The organism is Cytobacillus spongiae (assembly GCF_021390075.1).
In genome coordinates, this window is the sequence record NZ_CP089997.1 from 173,107 (window position 1) to 196,080 (window position 22,974).

Consider the following 22,974-nt stretch of genomic DNA (forward strand, 5'->3'; position numbering starts at 1 on the left):
TGGCATTACCGTAATTCTTTCTTCTATACATTATCTAGTTTTGAGGGAACAAATTTTTAAAAAAACCTCTTGAATCAAAGCTGGTTGTATTATATAATACTATTTGTCTTTGAAAATAGTTTGGTGACGATGGCGAGAAGGTCACACCCGTTCCCATGCCGAACACGGAAGTTAAGCTTCTCAGCGCCGATGGTAGTTAGGGGCTGTCCCCTTGTGAGAGTAGGACGTCGCCAAGCTGTTCAAATTTTATTCCGCAGTAGCTCAGTGGTAGAGCATTCGGCTGTTAACCGAACGGTCGTAGGTTCGAATCCTACCTGCGGAGCCAACTTCTATTATAGATTGTTGAGCTTTTACACTTTGCTTCCATAGCTCAGCAGGTAGAGCACTTCCATGGTAAGGAAGAGGTCACCGGTTCGAGCCCGGTTGGAAGCTCTGCAAAGCATCAATGATACTGGCCCGTTGGTCAAGCGGTTAAGACACCGCCCTTTCACGGCGGTAACACGGGTTCGAATCCCGTACGGGTCACCACTTAAATATGGAGGATTAGCTCAGCTGGGAGAGCACCTGCCTTACAAGCAGGGGGTCGGCGGTTCGATCCCGTCATCCTCCACCATATAATTTCTACAAATAAAAAATGCCGGTGTAGCTCAATTGGTAGAGCAACTGACTTGTAATCAGTAGGTTGGGGGTTCAAGTCCTCTCGCCGGCACCATTTTTTTGGAGGGGTAGCGAAGTGGCTAAACGCGGCGGACTGTAAATCCGCTCCTTCGGGTTCGGCGGTTCGAATCCGTCCCCCTCCACCATTTAGGATAAATTCTTAAAAAGTGGACAAGATAATAGTGTCCTTTTTATTATGACATTCATCATTGGGCTATAGCCAAGCGGTAAGGCAACGGACTTTGACTCCGTCATGCGTAGGTTCAAATCCTGCTAGCCCAGCCAATTATGAGCCATTAGCTCAGTCGGTAGAGCATCTGACTTTTAATCAGAGGGTCGAAGGTTCGAGTCCTTCATGGCTCATCATGTAACCAGATCTAAAGGGAATTCCCTGAGGGTCTGGTTATTCTTGAATATAAAAAAGAAACCATGCTTTTGGGGCCTTAGCTCAGCTGGGAGAGCGCCTGCCTTGCACGCAGGAGGTCAGCGGTTCGATCCCGCTAGGCTCCACCATAACAAATTACCTTACAAGTCTTAAACTAATTTCTAGTCTAGGGCTTTTTTGTTTGCCTTCTTTTTAAAAGAACTTATCCCCACAGTAGTTTTTGACGAGCGCATAATTTTCCTCATATATTACTAGTTGGCTATATTCTAAAAGATACGAAAACTGCCTACTAGTATAATACGTAATCAAACTCCTTTTTGCCTAATCTATACAAAGCCTAATATGCGAATATATATACATAATTTTGTCGAGTTGAGTCATTGTTATGAAAGCGGTTAAAATAGATAAGAGAACAAACATGTTAAGGGGGATACATAATGAAAAAGTTGTCTATTATCGGGATGCCGATGGATCTTGGTCAAATGAGACGTGGTGTGGATATGGGACCAAGTGCCATTCGATATGCAGGTGTAAATGAAAGACTAAGAGGGCTATTTGACGAAGTTGCAGATCTTGGAGATATTGCAATCGGTAGACCAGAAGTTGTGGTTGATCCCCAATCGAATCTGCGTAACCTTGACTTAATTGCGGAGAAAAGTGAAATGCTTGCGCAAAAAGTTGATGAAGTGGTAGCGTCAGGTTCATTTCCACTTGTTCTTGGAGGAGATCATAGTATTGCGATTGGAACATTAGCTGGTGTTTCAAAGCATTATAAGAACCTTGGAGTGATCTGGTATGACGCTCATGGGGACTTGAATACAGCTGAGACTTCTCCTACAGGTAATATTCATGGGATGCCTCTAGCAGTGAGCTTAGGTCTTGGTCATCCTTTGCTAACTGGGGTAGGAGGCTATGGACCGAAAGTAAACCCAGAGAACATTGTCATCATCGGTGCTAGATCTCTAGATGAAGGCGAACGGGTTCTTATCAAAGAAAAAGGCATTAAAGTATATACAATGCATGAAATTGATCGATTAGGAATGACAAAGGTGATGGAAGAAGCCATTCATTACTTAAGAGAAGTAAGGGGAACAGATGGGGTTCATTTATCCTTAGATTTAGATGGGTTAGATCCACATGATGCACCAGGTGTAGGAACTCCAGTAACCGGTGGAATTAGCTATCGTGAGAGCCATTTAGCGATGGAAATGTTAGAAGAATCTAAGATGATTACTTCTGCTGAATTTGTGGAAGTTAACCCAATACTAGACGATAAAAACAAAACAGCTTCTGTTGCGGTTGCTTTAATGGGCTCATTATTTGGGGAGAAGCTGCTGTAAAATTTTTGACTATTTCATATTTTTATTCAATACAAGCCGCTCTTCAATGACAAACAAAGAAAGCAGTAACGACCGTGCCGTTACTGCTTTTTATTTTGAATCATCCCATGATATTTGTTTAATAAGTGGTCTAATCGAGTACTGACTTCAACGACCTGAGTGTTAGATAATGAATAGGCTTCAGCTAAATCGACCATTTCTCTTCGGCAGTCTTCAATATTTTTTAATAGATCTTGTACACACATTCAAACCACCCTTTCAATAGATCGTTTTAGCACTTGTATTCCCCCTTGTGAAATTTTTTAAACAAACACTGGAAAATTTGTTAAAATATAAGCTATCGAGATTTTTTTAGAAAATGTGAAACCTTTTCCGCTATCGATTCGTAATATCGATTAGCCGCATTAGAGCGGAGGTAAAAAATATGGAAGCAATCGTAAAGAAAAGGATTAATCAAGTATTAAAGGGCGATCAAAACGCATATGGGGAAATTGTCGAGGTCTATAAGGACAAAGTCTTTCAGATTTGTTATCGTATGCTTGGAAACCGCCACGAAGCAGAGGATATTGCACAGGAAGCTTTTATTAGAGCATATGTTAACATAAGTAGCTTTCATCTTGATCGCAAATTTTCTACATGGCTTTATCGAATAGCGACCAATTTATGCATCGACCGTATACGAAAGAAGAAACCTGACTATTACTTAGATGCAGAGGTTGCGGGGACAGACGGTCTGAATATGTATTCACAGATTGCTGCCGATACAAAGTTGCCTGAAACAGAGGTAGAAACCCTTGAATTGCAGGAAACTATACAGCATGAGATTTCGAGATTGCCTGAGAAATATCGATCAGTTATTGTCTTGAAGTATATTGAAGAGTTATCTTTAAATGAAATTAGTGAAGTGTTAGATCTCCCGCTAGGCACAGTGAAAACGAGAATACACCGTGGTAGAGAGGCTTTACGAAAACAATTACGACACGTCTAAAAAGGGGTGAGAGCTTTGAAATGTCCAGAAGAGATTATCGAATATATGCATGAATATCTAGATGAAGAGATCACAGCTGACCATGAAAAGGAACTTAGAAAACATATCCAGACCTGTGAAGAATGCCGCCATTATTTTTTCGAGATGGAAAAAGCAATTGCGTTAGTGCAGAGTACTTCTCATATTCAGGCTCCATCGGATTTTACTTCAAACGTCATGGCAAAGCTACCGAAGGAAAAACGGAAGGTAGGCGTTCAAAGGTGGTTTAGACACCACCCTCTGTTAACAGCCGCTTCCTTATTTATTATCTTGATGTCGGGAAGTATCTTATCGACATGGAATGAGGAACATCAGTTTTCTGTTTCCAAACAACCTAATCTCGTCGTTCAAAACGATACCGTTATCGTACCCGAAGGAGAAGTGATTAAAGGGGACGTCGTTGTAAAGAACGGAATCATTAAAATAGAAGGTCAAGTCGATGGAAATGTGACCGTTATTAACGGGGAACAATATTTGGCGTCTGCCGGCCATGTTACTGGTGAAATCAAAGAAGTAAATGCTGTATTTGAATGGCTATGGTATCACATGAAAAAGACCGCCAAAGAAGCTGTCAATGTATTTGGTGAAGACGATAAACAGGAATAAATCAGTCATATGTCACATATGACTGATTTTTTCTATTTGAAGAGCTTGCTTCGATAAAGTGGAATTACTCAAAGTTATGATATAATATGATAGCTACAGCTTGACGAAATGAAGCAACTTGCTTTTCAATATACATTTGGAGGAAGGTTAATGTCATTTGCAGATTTTTCTTTCATGAGACTATTGGCTAATACTATTGACATTCTCCTAGTTTGGTACGTGATCTACAAGCTGATCATGATTGTAAGAGGAACAAAGGCTGTTCAGCTTCTCAAAGGGATCTTTGTGATTCTGATTGTTAAAATCATCAGTGATCAATTCCATTTACAAACATTAGGTTGGATGATGCAACAAGTACTAACTTGGGGATTTTTAGCCATCATAATTATTTTTCAGCCTGAGTTAAGAAGAGCCCTTGAACAATTAGGGCGAGGAAGGTTCTTTTCGCGAAGTAGTTCGCAGGAAGAAGAAGATCAAGAGAAAATGGTGGAATCCATTACAAAAGCGGTTGATTATATGGCGAAGCGTCGAATTGGAGCGCTCATTTCCGTTGAACGCGAGACAGGGATGGGGGATTACATAGAGACAGGGGTTCAGCTACAATCGAAAATCTCTTCTGAATTACTTATTAATATTTTTATTCCAAACACACCTTTGCATGATGGAGCTGTCATTCTGCAACGGAATACGGTAGCAGCAGCAGCTTGTTATCTGCCACTATCGGAGAGTCCATTTATCTCAAAAGAGCTTGGTACAAGACACAGAGCTGCGCTTGGGATTAGTGAAGTAACAGATAGTATTACTGTGATCGTATCAGAAGAGACAGGAAGCGTCTCTCTAACGAAGAATGGAGAGCTGCTCAGAGATCTTTCTTCCGATAAATTTAAAGAGGTATTGTCGAAGGAGTTAATTACAGTCAAAGTGAAACAAGCATCTTCCGCTCGATGGAACTGGAGGGGAAAGAAAAATGGATAAGTATATTGATAAACTCATCGATAGTAAATGGTTTATGCAATTCATTTCTCTTATCTTAGCCTTGTTATTATTTGATTCCGTCTATGATATAAATAAAACCTTAAACTCTGTCAATGTTCCTGGGGAACAAGATACAGAGACGATTCAAGATGTTCCCGTTAAGGCGTATTATGATACTGAGAACCTAGTTGTAACAGGCATTCCAGAGACCGTCTCGGTTAAATTAGAAGGACCAAAGATTGTCCTCCAGCAAGCAAAGACACTAAAGAATTTCGAGGTGTATATCGACTTATCTGAGGCCGAAATTGGTACACATCAGGTAGAGATTAAGATCAAAGATCTCTCTGAGAAAATAAAGGCGACGATTGAACCAAAAGTTGCAAGTGTGTCTGTACAGGAAAAAGTAACACAGGAATTTAAAGTAGAGGCAGAGTTTAACAGTAGTTTAATTGAGGCTGGATATATAGCGAGCGCGCCAGAAGTAGAGCCGAATAAGGTGAAAATTACGGGTGCTAAGGACGTAATTGAAAAAATAAGCTTTGTAAAAGCAACAGTAGATATAAAAGGACCAATAAAAGAGAAAATTAGCCGTGAAGCAACGGTTTTGGTATTTGATCAAGAGTTGAATAAATTGGACGTTTTAGTTGAGCCAGCGGTTGTAAATGTTTCTATTCCTGTAAAGGCATCTAGTAAATCGGTCCCTATTTCGATTGTTCGAAAAGGTTCACCTCCAGAAGGAGTAGAAATTGAATCGATTTCGTTAGATAAAAATGAAGCAACCATTCTTGGGGATGAAACGACACTTGGCGAAACACAAGATGTGCGTGTAGAAGTAGATCTAAGCAAAATCGATAGAAATACGGAGCTTGAGCTGCCTGTAATTATTTCGGATGGAGTCGTTGAGGTAAGCCCGCAAACTGTGAAGGTCTTTGTGAGGGTGAAAACAGAGGAAAATAAAACCTTCTCAGACCTCCCTATTAAAACAAAAGGCTTAGCCGAACAGTATGAGGTAGATATAAAGGATCCATCCAATGGAACTGTTAATCTAACCGTTACGGGTCCGATTAATATTGTAAAGGCATTAAGTTCAGAGGATTTTAGCCTTCTCTTAGACTTATCCGATCTGGATGAAGGGGACCATGATGTAGATATTGTTGTAAGCGGACCTGATTCGGTTACGTGGAAGCTTGCGAGAGCGTCAGCTAAAATCTCAATTACTCAAAAAGAAGTATAACTTGTACCATTATTCGTAGAAGGAGCGATTTGATAAATGGGTAAATATTTCGGTACGGATGGAGTACGCGGAGTTGCAAATAGTGAATTAACACCAGAATTAGCTTTTAAGCTAGGGCGTTTTGGAGGATATGTATTAACAAAGGATAAAGAAAGACCAAAGGTAATCATCGGTCGCGATACGCGTATTTCGGGTCATATGCTTGAAGGAGCGCTTGTCGCAGGTCTTCTTTCCATTGGGGCAGAAGTTATGCGATTAGGCGTGATTTCAACGCCAGGTGTGTCTTACTTAACAAAAGCACTAGGGGCTCAAGCTGGGGTAATGATCTCGGCTTCACATAACCCTGTAGAAGATAATGGAATTAAATTTTTTGGGCCAGATGGCTTTAAGCTTTCTGATGATCAAGAAAATGAAATTGAGGGATTGATGGATTTAGGTGCAGATGAACTTCCACGTCCAACTGGTGGAAATCTTGGACAAGTGAATGACTACTTCGAAGGTGGTCAGAAGTACCTTCAATACTTAAAGCAATCAGTAGACGAAGAATTTACTGGGATTCATGTCGCATTAGACTGTGCGCATGGTGCAACTTCTTCTTTAGCCGCTCATTTATTTGCCGATCTAGATGCAGATATTTCGACAATGGGAGCTTCACCGAACGGGTTGAATATTAATGATGGCGTAGGATCTACTCACCCAGAGGCACTTGCCGCTTTTGTGAAGGAAAAGGAAGCAGATGTGGGTCTTGCTTTTGATGGAGATGGAGACCGTTTAATTGCTATTGATGAAAATGGAGAAATTGTTGACGGTGACCAGATCATGTACATTTGCGGTAAGTATATGGGTGAACATGGACAATTAAAGCATGGTACAGTCGTTTCGACGGTTATGAGTAACCTAGGCTTTTATAAAGGCTTAGAGGCTCATGGGATTAAAAGTGTTCAAACAGCAGTTGGAGATCGCTATGTTGTAGAAGAAATGAAGAAGAATGGGTATAACCTAGGCGGAGAACAATCAGGTCATATTATCTTCTTAGATTACAATACAACGGGTGATGGATTATTAACAGGCCTTCAGCTTGTCAATATTATGAAGATGACGAAAAAGCGTTTATCTGAACTTGCGAGTGAAATGGATAAGTTTCCACAAAAGCTTGTTAACATCCGAGTGACTGATAAGCATCATGTAACAGATAACGAAAAAGTAAAAACGATTATTGAAGAAGTGGAAGCAGAAATGGCTGGGAATGGGCGCATACTCGTTCGCCCATCTGGGACAGAACCACTTGTACGGGTAATGGCTGAGGCTCCAACAGAGGAATTATGTGAATCCTATGTCAATCGTATTGCAGCAGTAGTAACGGAGGAAATGGGCTTAAAAGAAGCGTAATGGGTATGATATGCATAAGGGAACGTTTTCATCCCTTATGCATATTTTTTATTAGAGGGAATTTTTTTGAGAAGTCTAAAATGCAAACCTAGCTCGAGCCGTGCTTTTTAAGTTTTTAGTTGACGAATTCTCTCTTCGTGTTGTATGATAATCCTGTTTTTGTAAAACCCATTCAAATAGAGAAAGGTGGATTGTCTGGTATATTCTGATTTTTAAAGCGCCTGAACTGGCTTTGGTCGATAAAGAGCTAGTTGACGAGGAGGAGGTTTATCGAAGTTTCGGCGGATGCCTCCCGGTTGAACGCACAACCGTAATTTCTTTCTTAAAACAATGAGGCAACTCAATGGACAAAGGAAAGAAAATGCAACATACAAACAGAGATAAGGGGCAAGTTGCTCCTTTAACAAGAAGCTTCTTGCCTCTTATTATTAGGAGGAACAAGAAGAATGTGCGGAATTGTTGGATTTATTGGAAACCAGGACTCAAAGGAAATTTTATTAAAAGGCTTAGAAAAGCTTGAATATAGAGGCTACGATTCAGCAGGAATCGCAGTAATTAACGAAAACGGCGTCAAAGTTTTTAAAGAAAAGGGTCGAATTGCTGATCTTCGCAGTATCGTCGATGAGAATACGCTAGCTAGTACGGGAATTGGTCATACGCGGTGGGCAACACATGGTGTGCCAAGTACGGTGAATGCCCATCCACACCAAAGTACAACAGCTAGATATACATTGGTTCACAACGGTGTCATCGAAAACTATGACTTACTAAAACGTGAGTATTTACAAAACGTAACGTTAATTAGTGACACGGACACAGAAGTAATCGTTCAAATGATTGAACTATTTGCGAAGGATGGCTTAAACACAGAAGAAGCATTCCGCAAAACACTAACGCTATTAAAAGGCTCTTATGCATTAGCTTTATTAGACAATCAAGACAACGAAACCATCTATGTTGCAAAGAACAAAAGCCCATTACTTGTTGGCCTAGGGGACGATTTCAACGTGGTGGCAAGTGATGCAATGGCCATGCTTCAAGTAACAAATCAATATGTAGAGCTAATGGACAAAGAAATCGTAATCGTGAAGAAGAACGAAGTAACGATTCAAACTCTTAATGGTGAAATCATTAATCGTGCTCCTTACACAGCTGAGCTAGATGCTAGCGACATTGAAAAAGGAACATACCCACACTATATGCTAAAAGAAATTGATGAGCAGCCTGCTGTTATGCGTAAGATTGTTCAAAAGTATCAAAGTGAACAAGGACAATTAACAATTAGTGAAGATATCTTACAAGCAATGAACGATGCAGATCGTATTTACATCATTGCTGCGGGTACTTCTTATCATGCAGGTCTAGTAGGGAAGCAATTCATTGAGAAGATGGCAAAAATTCCAGTAGAAGTTCATATCTCAAGCGAATTTGGCTACAACATGCCATTATTATCTGAAAAGCCCTTGTTTATTTTCATTTCTCAGAGCGGAGAAACAGCAGATAGCCGCGCTGTATTAGTAGAAGTGAAGGAGAAGGGCTATAAAGCCCTAACGATTACGAACGTACCAGGGTCGACTTTATCACGTGAAGCAGATTACACATTACTGTTACATGCAGGACCGGAGATTGCAGTAGCATCTACGAAAGCCTACACAGCTCAACTTGCTGTTCTAGCTATTCTTGCTGAAGTAACAGCAAAAAGCCGTGGACTGGAAGTTCAGTTTGATCTAGTTCAAGAGCTTGGAATTGTTGCAAATGCGATGGATGTACTTTGCGGAGCGAAAGAAGATTTTGAGAACATTGCTCGTGAATTTCTAGCTACTACACGCAACTGCTTCTTTATCGGTAGAGGCATCGATTTCTACGTAGGCCTAGAAGGGGCATTAAAGCTTAAAGAAATTTCCTATATTCAAGCAGAAGGCTTTGCTGGTGGAGAGCTTAAGCACGGAACCATTGCTCTGATCGAAAACGGAACACCAATCATTGCCTTAGCAACACAAGAAAGTGTAAACCTAAGCATTCGCGGAAATGTCAAAGAGGTTGTTGCACGTGGTGCCAACCCATGTATCATCTCCATGAAGGGACTAGAAACAGACGAAGATCGTTTCACCATCCCAGAAGTGCACGAACTATTAACACCACTTATCTCTGTCGTACCACTCCAGCTTATCTCCTACTACGCAGCACTGCACCGTGACTGTGACGTAGATAAACCAAGAAACCTTGCCAAGTCTGTTACGGTTGAGTAAGGGACGGTAGTAGTTTAAAAGTTGTTGTAAAGGTAAAAAATGTTAGAAATTGCGTAAAAAAGTTGGAATTGCTGTACCAGCAAAATAGAGTTCTTCCTTAGCAAAATAAACTGTATTGTTGGTCAAATAAAACGTTCCCTAACACGAGCGAAAATCGGAATCACCATCCGATTTTCCTCGTGTTTTTTGTTGGATAAAAAGAGCGAGTGAAAAGCCTGGCGAGAAAGAACGTGGGGGAAAAGCGAGAAGAAAAGCGTGAGAGAAAGCCTGATAAACCTTCGGTTTGAAAAGAAAGCGGGATAAAAAAGAGGCGGGTTAAAGAGCGAGAAAAAGTATGAGAAAAGGCGTGAAAAAGCAGAACAAATCCAGCGTTTCAGGGAACAACTTATTTATCTGGAAATCCTGAAATCTGACAAAAAATAGGACAAAAAAAGAGCGAATTAGGGAACAACTAATTCGCCTGCATATATGGAAAGTCAGTCAGGGCAAGGGTTTGAGAAGGAGGTTAGGGAACGACTTTATTTTACGGGTACAATTGCTAAAAAAAAGTATGAAACGTAACAAAAAAGTAGGAAATAAATGTTCCTCTTATTATCGATGATAAAATTGAGAATAAAAAAGATAAAAAGTGGAAATACAGATAAATACTTTTACTTTTGGGTGATTTCAATGTTGAATCAAAAAAGCAAGTTAATAAAGTCAAAATTTTTTAAAGGCTGTCCTTAGGGGCAGCCTTTTATTTTTGAAAATATTATACGAATAGTTCTATTAGATGGAGGTTTGATTATGTCAAAAAGGCAAAGAAATAATTCAACTGAAGAAAAAGTGAAGAAGTGGATTAAGGAAGGAAGAGGACAGGGGGAAGGGAAAGATTATAAACCGTGGTTAACTATCCAAGATGTTGCTTCAAAGGGTCATTCAACAAGAGAGAAAGGATGGAAAACGGGTAGGAGGCATCACTTCCTTTCGGATTTAGAATTGTTTTATCTGTATACCTTGGAATGGTCTCCATATGTTGTCGATATTCGAGAACAATATCCATTGCTTCCATTAGAAAAAACCTTGGCTATTGCTGAAGAAATCGGAGTTGAACATCCTAGAGAAAATGGAGCAAGTGGTCCGTTTAAAGTTATGACAACAGATTTTTTTATAGTGATTAATACAAAAGACGGATTAAAAACTCGCATCCGAACAATTAAGCCAGAAAATAAGCTTGATAATAGGAAGTTAGAAAAATTTGAGATTGAAAAAAGATATTTTCAAGATTTGGGAATTGAGGACTGGAAGATAGTTACTGATAAAAGATATACCAATGAATTTTATCAGGAATTTCGATTGGTTTTGTGACTGTAAGAATATTGACTATAGACCAAATATTAATGAGGAATTAATTGAATCCGTGAAACCTATATTATTCCAGGCAATTAAAACTGAAAAGACAGGTTTATCAAACCTGGCTCTTAAAAACGACGAGATATTTGGTCTGGATAAAGGATCCTGTCTATTTATTGTTAAGTACTTACTTGCAAACAAAATTTGGGAAACTGATATGAATGAGATCATAAACCCATCACAACCATTAAAGATTTATGATAAACAGCAAGATTACTTATAAATTAATGAGGTGAAAGAATGAGTATAAATATTTCTTTTGGAGAAAAGTGGGAACAAGAGTTAGTTTTAAAGTATAGAGAGACCAAGTCATTAAAAATTACTGAGGTTTATTGTTGAGTAAAGGAACCTATCGCTAGAAAATATTTAAATAATTTATCCCCTGATTACCAAATGAAAGATAGTAAAGATTTTACTACGCCCGCACAAATAGAAGAAATGATCGAGGTATACAGTACAACCAAAAGTATTAGAAGGACATCATTGGTTTTAGGGATAGACAGGAAGACTTTAAAAAAGTATCTACCAAAAGAGATGGTAAAACAAACAAGTCAATCTTATAAGAACAAAAACGAAAAGATGACAGCCTATAAACAAAAAATAATGGAATATATAAATGCAACCCCTACTGTCTTGAGAACTGAAATTAGAGAAAAAGTAGGGGCTGAAATTTATAAGTACCTAATGAAAGAAGAGAAGGGGTGGATGGAGGAGATACTTCCATCTAAATATGATTTAGAGAAAGATTGGACTAAAGAGGATGAAAGGCTCATCGATGAAGTTATAACTGTTGTAGATAACTTAAAAGAGCAATCCCCAAAAATGAGTATAACAAAAAACTTAATTAAATCTAAACTTTCAACTACTAGTAAGTATTTGTTGCAAAACAAACCACACAAACTTGTTAAAACTCTTAAAGTTCTAGAAGAACAAATTGAAAGTGTAGAGGAGTATCAAATCAGGAAGTTAGATTATGCGATAGGTTTATTAAAGAAAAATCATAATACGGTAACTCTAGCGACTATTAGAGCATTACCGGCTTATCGGGAAACATCGGCTGCATTGGATGAGATAATACAGGAGAAACTATTATTTAAAAAAAGTAATATAATAAACCTTGTGAAATGGTATAATAAAACATAAATGGAAATTGAACACTTCTAAAAGATAAATCTTATAATTGAGAGTAGGATATTTGATAAGATGAAAAGAATTATTAAAACTGTTTTTAGCATTAGTTTTGTATTTTATTTAATTGTAGTATTTGGCTTATTATTTTTAAGACCTATTAGGGGATATATATATACTGACCTTTCATTTCTTGAATATCTAATGAGTTCATCGAATTTAATCCCTTTTAAAACCATTAGCACATACCTTATGGGATTTTATAACGGAAGTATGAATTTCGATATCCCTATCAAAAATCTCTTTGGGAATTTCCTCTTATTTTTGCCGATGGGTATTTATCTACCTTTTTTCACGAAAAAAGTAATGGGATATAAGCAATTGGCTGTTTCCATGATTCCATTGTTATTTTTTATTGAATTTATTCAATTGGTTACAAGAAGAGGGAGCTTCGATATTGATGATTTTATACTAAACATGCTAGGTGCTATTATAGGATTCAGAATTTGGAAAACAAAAGTCATAGGAAACTATTTAGATATAAATACTAATTACTCTTCATATAATGAAAAGTTATAATTAATTTATGCAATTATAAAAGGTTTTACAAGGAAGGACAAATCACCGATTCGTGCGAAGTGTATTTGAAGGTAGAAGATATTAGTTTTAAAAGTATTTTAGAACTTTTGCTTCGTAGCAACTTTATATGGAGTGGCGGGCATGATAGCCTCATGTGGTGAAGCCAGTGTTGAGGCTACTGGCTACCTTGCTTTTGTATAGGCAAGGCTCCCAATCAAAACACCACACATATTTTCAACTCTGCAAGACGGTATTTTTCAACTTGTCTAAACAAGAGTCACATAGTAGTAGTCAAGGGGCATAAAGTTGGTAGTATCTAGAGGAGAATTAAAGTTAAAACTTGAATAGTTATTTAAGAAGAATGATCCCTGTCCAGTACAAGGGTCATTTTTTTATTGTAACAAAAAGACCCTGTAAAGTAGACTCTTAGAGCATACTGTACAGGATACAGATTAATAGAAATATTTGTTATACTGTTGCTCTAACCAGCTTAATTCTCTAAGTTGAGAAAGCTGGCGGGCTGTTAGAACGTTTTGACCTTTAAGTTCAAACTCATCTCATGACTTCACGAAAGGGAAGCGTGCCCATTTCATTCTTTTTTCAAGGCTCTTTGTTTCACGTTTTGCTAATTCATATCTCGTGATAGATTCTAAGAATTCCAAGTAGGTCAAGGATGCTTTTTCAGCTTCGTGAAGAAGCTGTGGTAGCTCCTCCGCAGTCTCTGCTCTGATAAACGTAACTGTCGAAATTGATCTTGTAATTCATGCACCGTCTTGTTCATCATCCTCGACCTCCTAAAATGCTAGTATACTCATTTAAAGAACGGGTAGAAGCCTTAATAGGAAGATGTTTTGCTGGACTGGCATAAAAGGATTGTACCTCTTTTACTGGTTTATCACGTAAGGTATAAAGGTGATGAGCGATATCACGAAAATCATTCGCATTGTATAGTTTATCTGTCATGCACTTGGCCATCACAGTATCTATTAATGCTGGATACTGTTGAATCACCTTGTAGATGATCGCAAATTAGTCACGACGATACTTTGGGTATTTTTGGCTGATCTCATCAAAATACACAGCTGCCTGAGTCTGATCTTCAAAGTAAGAGATGAGACGTTGCTTAAGCTCTTCAATTCCCTTTGAACGATCTCGAGTATGGTGACGGTTTTGAATGAGTTTCCCTTTTTCTGAACTAATAAAATGTTCGGTGATGATTTCACCATTTGCTGCTTTGCGTATCACAAGAGTTTGTTGTTCTTCGTTGGTCACTTCAATCCATACAAGATTTTTAGTCATTGTTTGATAAGTCCCTAGTGGGACAGAATAACGGTTAGACTTATAACGGATCGTGTTGTCCTTGCTTACAGTTCTTGTTATACTTTGTATATTGGTGCTTTCATATGAAAGTAACGAAGAGACTGGCTGTAAGTGTTGCTTTTCGAGGAGAAACACTTCTGCTGGTCTTTTTTTCGTTGTCTGGTGAACCTGATGGTTCCCCGTACGTTGAAGCCAATGTAATGCTCGATCATTCCAATCTTCTATGTCGCTAAACACTCGACTGTCTGCGAAATTTCCTTTTATGTATTTCACTACATTTTCAATCATGCCTTTAGATTCCGGATCGGCTCTTCTGCACAAGTGAACTTTGAATTGACGCTCATTCACATACTTTTGGAATTCTTCTGTTAAAAGTAGCTGACCTGCATTTTCACTCACAGCGATTAAATGGTCCTGATCATAGACAATCTCATTTGTTCGTCCTCCGTAGAATTGGAATGCATTTTCATGACATCTGATTGCATCTCTTGTAGTAAACGGACGTGCCTGCCATTCCATATATTTATGTCTGGAATGAGCGAGTACAAAGGCTATAAAGTACAGTTTGATTTCTTTATTGTCTGCCGTCTTCTGTTTTGTTTCACCCCAGTCTACCTGAAGTTGTTTGCCCATTGGTTGTTCTGGAACTGCTTCGTATTGGCGGACAATAACCTTTTTCTCAATCTGATAGACTTCACGGATATTTCGAACATAAGTCCTCACAGTACTTCCCCCAACCGAAAGGTCGGGATACCTCTCCAAAAGCCAATCATGAATTTGAGCACTACTTAGGTGAGGATATTCTTCTAGCCAAGCAAGTATCCAGTCTTTATAGTGGTCTAACTTTTTCTTCTTCCCCAAGGGTTGTTGAATGTATGCTTTTGCTTCATCAAATGTCATTTCTAAATATTTGTAAACAGTTGGTCTTGAAATCTTAAGCTCCTTAGCGATTTGTGCTACTTTAATTTTTCTTTTATGTAGTTCATGAATCTTTACATATAACACTAACTTCTCCTCCAATCACTCTAACCTCCAGTAAAATAACGTCACTAACTATTTTACTAAAGTAATAGGTTGATTGAGCAAAAGTGTAAAATCTAATCGAGCAAAAACTGTCAACTTTATTCTAGCGTTCACACCTGTTAAGTGATAATAAAGTTATTCCATTAAAGGGCCAGATACTTGAATAAGCGCCTCTCAGTTTTTAGAAACATTTTTCCTTAAAGATTGAATCAAACTTAACTAAATAAAGGTTTATTCACTAGGAAACATATCTCCAACACTATGTGTTTTGTACGCTACAGGAATTTTAAGTATAAAAGTCAATTTCACATTAAGAAGTGGACTTTTTTAATTGTCTTTGTTCAATGAATATCTTGCATTTGATAAATTAACAAAAAGTCTCAAATGGAGGACCTCACTTTGGTACTATGATAGATTAAATTAAAGAATTTTATTGTAAATGTGAGAAAAAATCTTTTTCAATACGTTGTATAGGGTGTAAAGGCTTTTACAAAAAAATAAGGGGAATTGCTAAATGACGTCAAATAATACAAATTTTATACAGCGATTAAAGCGACAAGAAGAAGATGCTTTAGAATTTATAGTTGATAAATATTTGCCATTAATCAAGGGGATTACATATAAAGTTCTCACTCCCCTTGAAAACAAAGGTGTCATAGAAGAATGTATCAATGATATTTTTCTTTCTATCTGGAATAATTCGGGGAAATTTTATGGAGATTCAGATGATTTCAAGAAATGGATTTGTGCGATTGCTAAGTTTAAATCTATTGATTATTACAGAAAGGTGACTAAGAAAGTAGAAATCACCTCCAATGATATAGATTTGAATGTAGAAAAATCAGCAGAAGATGAACTTATTATGCAGGAAGACAGAACTGAACTAATCAAGTTAATCAATCATTTAGAGCCTATTGAGCGAGATATTTTTATCATGAAATTCTTCTTGGGATTAAATACTGAGGAAATTTCATTCAAACTTGGTTTGACCAAATCCTCGGTAGATAATCGGATTTATAGAGGAAAAAAGAAATTGAATAAAAAAGCTACCAACCTTAAGTTAAAGGAGAATGTAATATGAAGGACATTTATGAATTACTAAACGATATCAATATAGACGAAAATGAATTTAAAGAAATGGAAGTTAGTGAACTTGAAAAAGCTAAAGTAAAGAATACACTGAAAAGATCTATTAATAAAAAGAGAAAAATGAAGAGTTGGAAAAAGAATGTTGCGGTAGCATCCATTTTAGTCAGCTTATCAGCTACAACCTTTGGATTAACATTTCCAGCTTACGCTAAAAACATCCCTGTAATTGAAGATATTTTTCGATTTATCGATAATGGAAGAACTGAAAGCTCAATCGACAGTAATGATGTTAAAGATGAAGAAAAAGGATTGTATTATAACTATAAAAAATTCTCAAATGAAATTAATATTACAAAGGAAAGTAATGGAGTTAAAATCACAGTAAATGATGCAGTTTTTGATGGAAAGACAGTATCTATAACATATTCAATTGAAAGTGAACAAGATTTGGGTGAAAATGCATTTATAGATTCACCAGATATAGAAGGAGTAGGAGCTATAGGTGGGAGTGGAAAAACAACTAAAATCGATAAAAACAACTATGTTGGCATACTTACTCTCAGTAATTTGGAAGAGACAAAATTAGATATTGCTAACATTAAATGGGATATTGATAGCATTCAAAATACAGATAATCAAACAAAGATACAAGGAGATTGGAATTTTGATTTTAGTCTAAATGCTGTTGATAGCACAATGCAAATAAGTGACAGTAGTTCAGAACAAAATGGTGTAAAATTAAATATAGAAAAAATATCCGTCACCCCAATGTCTTTTATTGTTTATTATGACCAAATAGTTTCAGAAAATATAAGCAACAAATGGGATGGGGTAGATGTTGAATTAGAGATTAAAGATGATTTAGGGAATGTCTACTCAGGTGAAGGAAATGGAGGAAAAGGTACAGATTCTTATAATATGAGTTTGAGTAAAACTTTTGAAAAATTAGACGAGAATGCAACGAAACTCATTGTATCTCCTCATATCACCTTAAGAGATTACAATTCCGATAATTATAGTTCTGTAAAAGTATCGAAAGATGGAGATGAAAGGGAAATCACACTACCAGAGAAGTCAGGTAAAGGAAAAGAAGAATTTGTATTAGAAGATATCGTTATTGAATTAAAGAAATAACGTAAAATACTGAAAGGATTGTCTTTTTTAAATAGGACAGTTCTTTTAGTTTTATTCCACAATCGGGCGCTTTCGCGGAATAAAGAAATCGCCTACTATTGCTTTCAAAGGCCATATTGGGAATATTGTGTTGGTGATAAGAAAACAGAATGAGTAATGCAGGGAATTAATGTTATTTACACGTTGCTACGGGGGGGCGCTTATGAAAACTCACTATTATTCGTCTACAGAAGGAAGATGCCCAAACGTTAATTAAATATGCCTCAGTCATTTTCTTGTTGGGTGGAGATACTCTTAAACAAAATGATTTTTTGAGGGAATATGAATTGACAGATTCGATTAAGAAAAGCAGAGCTATTGTGATCGGAGCAAGTGCTGGTGCGATCAACATGTCCGCAAAATGGTTATGCTCTAAAAACCTTGGATATAAAGTTGACAAAAGCACTGCTTACAACGGAATCGGTCTTGACGATTTTTCCGTCCTGTCTCATTTTAATCTGGAAAATAACATTGCGCTGGTTCAAAGCGAACTATCCCCCTTATCGGAAGAAATGGATATTTATGCGTCAAACAAAGATTGCGCTGTACGTGTAAGGGGAGACAAAATCGACATTCTTGGCAATGTATATTTAATTTCCAACTCGAGAATTCAGAAATTGGATGTGACAATCTAGTTGAAGTGAATGGTATTTCTTTATTGGATTAATTTCATTTTGCAATGCTTCAAATTAATTTTTAATGAAGGAGAATTACGGAATTTAGATTCGTTTTTCTGTTATATAAAAAGCATAGATGGGCAGAATGGTCTTCCACAATCGGGCGCTATTATTGAAGATCGTTGGTAAGAAAATGATTAAACTTTTTTATAAAATCCAAGCTTAAATCTGCTGAAAAAGAATCCATTTTGATCAATCTTTTTTTCAAAATGGATGCTTTTAATTTATCGTAAAATATAGGTTTACGAGGTATTTTTAATCAAACTTTATTTCAAGGCAACAGTTGTATGTGTTCAATTAATAAAGTTGTTTAAATAGGAATAAAGTTGTTTAAATAGGAATAAAGTCAGTTGAAATATAATTGTAAAAAAATAGATATTTAAAATCCGTTCCTTTATGATTAAATAAGCGAACGGATTTTTTTATATTATTAGAGGAGTGTGATTATGAACAAAAGAGATAAAATGGAAAAATTCCAATGATCAGAAAATTAAGGAGACAATTGACATGAATATTGTAAAAGGTTAAAACTACTCATTCAAGAGAAGGTTTGGGACGAATTGAATGAAAGGTTACGTAGTAATATTGAAAAAATAGTATGTGAAGAATATTGAAAGGGTGTGTTCCTATGAAAGCGGTAATCCTAGATTTTGATGGAACGTTAGCGAATACCTTACCAATTTGTTATTGTGCTTTCAAGAAAGTATTTAGAGAGTTTGATAATAGAGAGCTTACGTCAGAAGAGATAAAAGCGATGTTTGGACCTTCTGAAACGGGGATTATTAGAGATAATCTATGTCATCATAATAAAGAACAAGCAATTGAAATGTATTATGAAACCTATACAGAATTTCATGAAGATTTAGTAGAACATAATCAAGAAATAGATGATTTATTACAGTATTTAAAAAACAGGGGAGTAAAGCTAGGGATTGTTACAGGTAAGGCAAGGAGGAGTTTGGACATTTCAATAAAAGCTCTAAAAATGGAAGGCTTATTTGATGTTGTTATAACGGGTGATGATGTAACAAACCCAAAACCGCATCCAGAAGGGGTATTTAAGGCTTTAACTGATTTAGGTTTAGAAAAAAGTGAGGCAATGTTTGTTGGAGATAGTAACGCTGATATCCAAGCAGGTGTACAGGCGAATGTTTATACGGTTGGAGTTCATTGGTTGCCAGATTATCAAGCATTGGAATTTACTATTGAACCAGATTCTATTTTTAATAGTGTAGCTGAATTTCATGAATTTATAAAAATGGGTGTTCCGAATGAGTCATAAGTGGTTGGAATGGGCAAAAAAAATTCAATCATTATCACAAGCTGGATTAGCTTTTTCAAAAGATGATTATGACATTGAACGCTTTGTAGAACTACGAAAAATAAGTGCTGAGATCATGGAAGAATATACTGGATTAGAAATGCAAAAAATCAAAGATTTATTTACTAATGAAACAGGATATCAAACTCCTAAGTTAGATGTTCGCGGGGTAGTGTTTAAAGATGATAAAGTCTTAATGGTAAGAGAAAAAATTGACGATAGATGGTCTTTACCAGGAGGATTTTGTGATATAGGATTGTCACCTAAAGAAAACATTGTAAAAGAAATAAAAGAAGAATCGGGCTACGATGTTATTCCTACAAGATTACTTGCATTATTAGACATGAATAAACATCCCCATCCACCTCAACCCTATCATTATTACAAATTGTTTATTCAATGTGAGATAGTGGGTGGATATGCAACTGTAGGACTGGAAACAAAAGGTGTAGATTTTTATTTCGAAGATTATTTGCCTACCCTATCTTTAAACAGAAATACTGAATCTCAAATTAAAATGCTATTTGACTTTCTAAGAAATCCAGATAAAGAAGCAATCATTGATTAACTTTTCCTTAACCCTAATCACTACAATGTCTCAAAGTTTGATCCCCTTACCTTAAACAAAAACAAGGTACTTTAAATAAAAAAACATTCCAAGACCGAAGGCTTCCTGAATCGACTCAGCAGACTTCGGTCTTTTATTTGTTTAAAATAGAAAGGCGAGAAACACATGAGGGAAAGCAAGGGGAAAATCGTGAGAAAGATAGATACAACAAGGGTTCTTAACTGAAAAGAAGGAAGAAAACATGAGCAAGAGTGAGAAAGAAAGCGGGAACGTTATTATTCGTTGGAAACAGTTATGAATTAACAATGAATTTTTCTAAAAAGCACACGTGATTGATTACATTTAAAGCAATCAAACGTGTGTTTATATGTTAGAGGGACGCCTGTCCAAAAGGCTCAATCCCCCTTTATTGGCGAGGTGCTAATAACATGATTGAGACACCTATTAAACAAATACCAGCACCTAACCAATCGTATATATCAGGTGTCTTTTTATCAATCCCCCATCCCCACAATACAGAGAGGACAATAAACACACCTCCATAGGCAGCATATACTCTCCCAAAGGATGGAAATGTTTGAAGTGTAGCTATAACCCCATATAACGCCAAGGATATTCCTCCGAGTACCCCCCAATAAAAGGGCTTCCCTTCTCTTATCCAGAGCCAAATAAGATAACCTCCACCAATCTCTGCAATTCCAGCCAAAATAAATAATCCAATTGCATAAACCATTTATTGCCCACCCTTGATCATTTTATTTATCGTAATTGTATCATATCCCCAAAAAACTGAATGAACTCCTGCAAACAAGCAGAGCCGATAATTCGGTAGGTATTCAATAATATACTGTTCATTCAGTCCATCTTAGAGGCTCTTTTAACGAGCAATCAATTGAAATATTTGAACGTAACAGGAATCTCAGGACTTTCATTTACGAGTTCATTTCCCTTACTTGAACTCTATTTATCTAATATTTACTAAGGATGATAGTGTTTTTTGCCTAGCCATATTCTAGCTTTCTCCCAGAAATATTTTTCCAATAAGTAGATATTGAGCTTGTTTTTGCTAAAAGCTTCATATACTATGTAAATAGTAATGATTACGTTTTGCTAAAAGTAGGTATTGTTTTAGATAGGAAACTACTTTTCTGGCAAGTTGAGTAATTCCATTATAAAAAGTCTAAAGGAGAGAACTAAATTGGTTATTAAAAAATTCAAGCTAATGGGTTTGATATTTATACTCATATCTATATTAGTTGCCTGTTCTGAAGAAACTTCTAATAGTGAAAGAAAAGATGGAGATACAGGTAAAAGTGAAAGTGAGTTAATTTATGCATCAGCTAAAGACATTAATGATATGAATCCTCATCTTTATACAGGCTCTATGCCAGCACAAGGGATGATCTATGAATCATTAGTGGAGAACACTAAAGAAGGAATAAAGCCTTTGCTTGCTGAGTCGTGGGAAGTGTCAGAAGATGGAAAAGTATACACATTCTTTTTAAGAGAAGATGTGACATTTCATGATGGAGAGCCGTTTAACGCAGAGGCAGTGAAGAATAATATTGAAGCTGTCCAACATAATGCAGAAAAGCATGCCTGGATTAAATTATCCACAAAAATAGAAAGTGTAAACGTAGTAGATGAATATACGGTTGAGCTAGTATTGTCAGAAGCATACTACCCAACCTTGGTCGAATTGTCTATGACCAGACCGTATGTATTCATTTCACCAAAAGATTTCAAAAATGGGGAAACTAAAGATGGTGTTAGTGGGTATAACGGTACAGGGCCATATAAGCTCGCTGATCATAAAATTGATGAGTTCGCTACGTTTACAGCAAATGAAGACTACTGGAATGGACCTCCTAAAACGAAAAAGATTTCATCGAAAGTACTTCCTGCCGGAGAGACAACTTTCTTAGCCTTGCAAAAAGGAGAAGTCAACTTTGTATTTACAGATGATCGTGGCGCAGATAGTCTGAATGTCGAAGCCATGAATCAATTGGTAGATTCGGGAGATTATCAACTTGTAAGAAGTGAACCGATGAACACCAAAATGATTGTAGCTAATAGCAGTAAAGCGGATCATCCAATAAGTGAAACAGCAGTGCGTGAAGCCATTTGGTATTCGATCGATAGAGAAACCATTAGTAAAGATATTTTTAATGGAACAGAATCAGTGGCCCATACACTATTCTCACCTAACGTGAATTATGCAGATGTCGACTTAGAGAAGCGAGACTATGATGTAGAAAAAGCCAAGGACATTCTAGAACAAAATGGCTGGAAATTAGAAACCGGTGAAGAAGTTAGAACCAAAGATGGAAAACAATTAGCTATGAAGCTTTATTATGATAGCAATTCTTCTTCTCAAAAAACACAGGCTGAATTTATTCAAGCATCATTAAAAGAGATTGGTTTTCTACTAGAGATTATTGGTGAAGAGTCAACTTCAGTCGCTAATAGAAGATCGACTGGTGACTATGATTTATTGTTTAATCAAACCTGGGGACTAGCGTATGATCCACAGAGTACAATTGCTGCTTTTACAACGGAGTCATCTTATTTGCACACGACAAAAGGAATTGAAAGAGCAGATGAACTATACAATAAAATTGAGCAAGTTATGGTATCTACAGATGAGGAAACTAGAAAAGCTTTGTATGCTGATATCTTGAAGATTGTCCATGATGAAGCGGTTTTTATTCCTATTTCAAATGGAAGTGTTACTATAGTAGCACCAAAAAATCTTCACGGAATATCATTCAAACAAACTCAATTTGAGCTGCCATTTGAGCTAATGAGCTTCAAATAAAAAGGGGGAGTATTCCCTCTTTTA

The 22,974-nt window shown here is 36.8% G+C and carries 18 protein-coding genes, 9 tRNA genes, 1 rRNA gene and 3 pseudogenes; 27 read left to right on the forward strand and 4 right to left on the reverse strand.

The genetic code is table 11. From position 1 onward, the window contains the following. Nucleotides 1–119 precede the first annotated feature (119 nt). From rrf to rocF, 11 genes are all read left to right on the forward strand, one after another. A 5S ribosomal RNA gene (gene rrf / locus LS684_RS00950) occupies nt 120–236 on the forward strand. A gap of 14 nt (nt 237–250) precedes the next feature. After that, a tRNA-Asn gene (locus LS684_RS00955) sits at nt 251–325 on the forward strand. Nucleotides 326–359: 34 nt separating this feature from the next. Beyond that, nucleotides 360–432: transfer RNA gene (locus LS684_RS00960), tRNA-Thr, on the forward strand. Between the two features lie 21 nt (nt 433–453). After that, nucleotides 454–528, forward strand: a tRNA-Glu gene (locus LS684_RS00965). Nucleotides 529–537: 9 nt separating this feature from the next. After that, a tRNA-Val gene (locus LS684_RS00970) sits at nt 538–613 on the forward strand. A 23-nt stretch (nt 614–636) separates the two neighbouring features. Then, a tRNA-Thr gene (locus LS684_RS00975) sits at nt 637–712 on the forward strand. A gap of 7 nt (nt 713–719) precedes the next feature. Next, a tRNA-Tyr gene (locus tag LS684_RS00980) sits at nt 720–803 on the forward strand. A gap of 64 nt (nt 804–867) precedes the next feature. Further along, nucleotides 868–942 (forward strand) — tRNA-Gln (locus LS684_RS00985). A gap of 5 nt (nt 943–947) precedes the next feature. Continuing rightward, nucleotides 948–1,020, forward strand: a tRNA-Lys gene (locus LS684_RS00990). 74 nt (nt 1,021–1,094) lie between these two features. After that, nucleotides 1,095–1,170: transfer RNA gene (locus tag LS684_RS00995), tRNA-Ala, on the forward strand. A 309-nt stretch (nt 1,171–1,479) separates the two neighbouring features. Continuing rightward, entirely contained in the window at nt 1,480–2,382 is a 903-nt protein-coding gene (rocF, locus tag LS684_RS01000; protein WP_233809129.1) for an arginase, read from the forward strand. Nucleotides 2,383–2,462: 80 nt separating this feature from the next. Here rocF and LS684_RS01005 read toward each other — a convergent pair whose 3' ends face one another. Continuing rightward, on the reverse strand, nt 2,463–2,627 hold the full coding sequence (locus LS684_RS01005) for an aspartyl-phosphate phosphatase Spo0E family protein (protein ID WP_233809131.1): 165 nt from the start codon (nt 2,625–2,627) through the stop codon (nt 2,463–2,465). 179 nt (nt 2,628–2,806) lie between these two features. Between LS684_RS01005 and sigW the strand changes: the two genes are divergently transcribed. The 10 genes from sigW (at nt 2,807) to LS684_RS01050 (ending at nt 12,961) form a co-directional block, all read left to right on the forward strand. Then, nucleotides 2,807–3,370, forward strand: coding sequence for an RNA polymerase sigma factor SigW (gene sigW / locus LS684_RS01010; protein WP_233809133.1), 564 nt, complete (start codon nt 2,807–2,809; stop codon nt 3,368–3,370). A gap of 15 nt (nt 3,371–3,385) precedes the next feature. Further along, nucleotides 3,386–4,015, forward strand: coding sequence for an anti-sigma factor family protein (locus LS684_RS01015; protein WP_233809135.1), 630 nt, complete (start codon nt 3,386–3,388; stop codon nt 4,013–4,015). 150 nt (nt 4,016–4,165) lie between these two features. Further along, nucleotides 4,166–4,990, forward strand: a complete 825-nt coding sequence (gene cdaA, locus LS684_RS01020; RefSeq protein ID WP_233809137.1) for a diadenylate cyclase CdaA — start codon at nt 4,166–4,168, stop codon at nt 4,988–4,990. After that, entirely contained in the window at nt 4,983–6,224 is a 1,242-nt protein-coding gene (locus LS684_RS01025; protein ID WP_233809138.1) for a CdaR family protein, read from the forward strand. Before cdaA ends, LS684_RS01025 begins: the two co-directional genes overlap by 8 nt. A gap of 36 nt (nt 6,225–6,260) precedes the next feature. Beyond that, nucleotides 6,261–7,613, forward strand: a complete 1,353-nt coding sequence (gene glmM / locus LS684_RS01030) for a phosphoglucosamine mutase (RefSeq protein ID WP_233809139.1) — start codon at nt 6,261–6,263, stop codon at nt 7,611–7,613. Between the two features lie 446 nt (nt 7,614–8,059). Beyond that, nucleotides 8,060–9,862, forward strand: a complete 1,803-nt coding sequence (gene glmS, locus LS684_RS01035; protein WP_233809140.1) for a glutamine--fructose-6-phosphate transaminase (isomerizing) — start codon at nt 8,060–8,062, stop codon at nt 9,860–9,862. 786 nt (nt 9,863–10,648) lie between these two features. Next, on the forward strand, nt 10,649–11,209 hold the full coding sequence (locus tag LS684_RS01040; RefSeq protein ID WP_233809141.1) for a TnsA endonuclease N-terminal domain-containing protein: 561 nt from the start codon (nt 10,649–10,651) through the stop codon (nt 11,207–11,209). Continuing rightward, nucleotides 11,175–11,477 (forward strand): TnsA endonuclease C-terminal domain-containing protein, encoded by a 303-nt coding sequence (locus tag LS684_RS24265; protein ID WP_432418788.1) that lies wholly within the window; start codon nt 11,175–11,177, stop codon nt 11,475–11,477. Before LS684_RS01040 ends, LS684_RS24265 begins: the two co-directional genes overlap by 35 nt. A 215-nt stretch (nt 11,478–11,692) precedes the next feature. Further along, a complete protein-coding gene (locus LS684_RS01045) occupies nt 11,693–12,397 on the forward strand; it encodes a TnsD family Tn7-like transposition protein (protein WP_267930348.1) in 705 nt (234 codons plus the stop codon). 60 nt (nt 12,398–12,457) lie between these two features. Continuing rightward, entirely contained in the window at nt 12,458–12,961 is a 504-nt protein-coding gene (locus LS684_RS01050; protein WP_233809143.1) for a VanZ family protein, read from the forward strand. Nucleotides 12,962–13,428: 467 nt separating this feature from the next. On the opposite strand, the pseudogene LS684_RS01055 reads toward LS684_RS01050, so the two are convergent. Continuing rightward, nucleotides 13,429–13,742: pseudogene (locus LS684_RS01055) on the reverse strand (ATP-binding protein); the annotation flags it as partial. After that, a pseudogene (gene istA, locus LS684_RS01060) lies at nt 13,742–15,286 on the reverse strand (IS21 family transposase). The pseudogenes istA and LS684_RS01055, both read right to left, overlap by 1 nt. Nucleotides 15,287–15,818: 532 nt before the next feature. On the opposite strand from istA, the gene LS684_RS01065 reads away from it, so the two are divergent. The 5 genes and pseudogenes from LS684_RS01065 (at nt 15,819) to LS684_RS01085 (ending at nt 20,132) form a co-directional block, all read left to right on the forward strand. Beyond that, nucleotides 15,819–16,385: a sigma-70 family RNA polymerase sigma factor gene (locus tag LS684_RS01065; protein WP_233809145.1), complete on the forward strand. Its 567-nt coding sequence runs from the start codon at nt 15,819–15,821 to the stop codon at nt 16,383–16,385. After that, nucleotides 16,382–17,527, forward strand: coding sequence for a DUF4179 domain-containing protein (locus tag LS684_RS01070; RefSeq protein WP_233809147.1), 1,146 nt, complete (start codon nt 16,382–16,384; stop codon nt 17,525–17,527). The genes LS684_RS01065 and LS684_RS01070 overlap by 4 nt, the downstream gene beginning before the upstream one ends. A gap of 221 nt (nt 17,528–17,748) precedes the next feature. Then, nucleotides 17,749–18,201: pseudogene (locus LS684_RS01075) on the forward strand (Type 1 glutamine amidotransferase-like domain-containing protein); the annotation flags it as partial. A 670-nt stretch (nt 18,202–18,871) separates the two neighbouring features. Further along, nucleotides 18,872–19,525: an HAD family hydrolase gene (locus tag LS684_RS01080; protein ID WP_233809149.1), complete on the forward strand. Its 654-nt coding sequence runs from the start codon at nt 18,872–18,874 to the stop codon at nt 19,523–19,525. Then, the gene (locus LS684_RS01085) at nt 19,515–20,132 is read left to right on the forward strand and encodes an NUDIX hydrolase (protein WP_233809151.1); all 618 of its coding nucleotides are present in this window, start codon (nt 19,515–19,517) and stop codon (nt 20,130–20,132) included. Before LS684_RS01080 ends, LS684_RS01085 begins: the two co-directional genes overlap by 11 nt. A gap of 406 nt (nt 20,133–20,538) precedes the next feature. Here the strand turns inward: LS684_RS01085 and LS684_RS01090 are convergent, their stop codons facing one another. Next, on the reverse strand, nt 20,539–20,865 hold the full coding sequence (locus LS684_RS01090; RefSeq protein ID WP_233809153.1) for a YnfA family protein: 327 nt from the start codon (nt 20,863–20,865) through the stop codon (nt 20,539–20,541). A gap of 489 nt (nt 20,866–21,354) precedes the next feature. Between LS684_RS01090 and cntA the strand changes: the two genes are divergently transcribed. Next, complete coding sequence (gene cntA / locus LS684_RS01095; RefSeq protein ID WP_233811506.1) at nt 21,355–22,950, forward strand: staphylopine-dependent metal ABC transporter substrate-binding lipoprotein; 1,596 nt, start codon at nt 21,355–21,357, stop codon at nt 22,948–22,950. Nucleotides 22,951–22,974 lie beyond the last annotated feature (24 nt).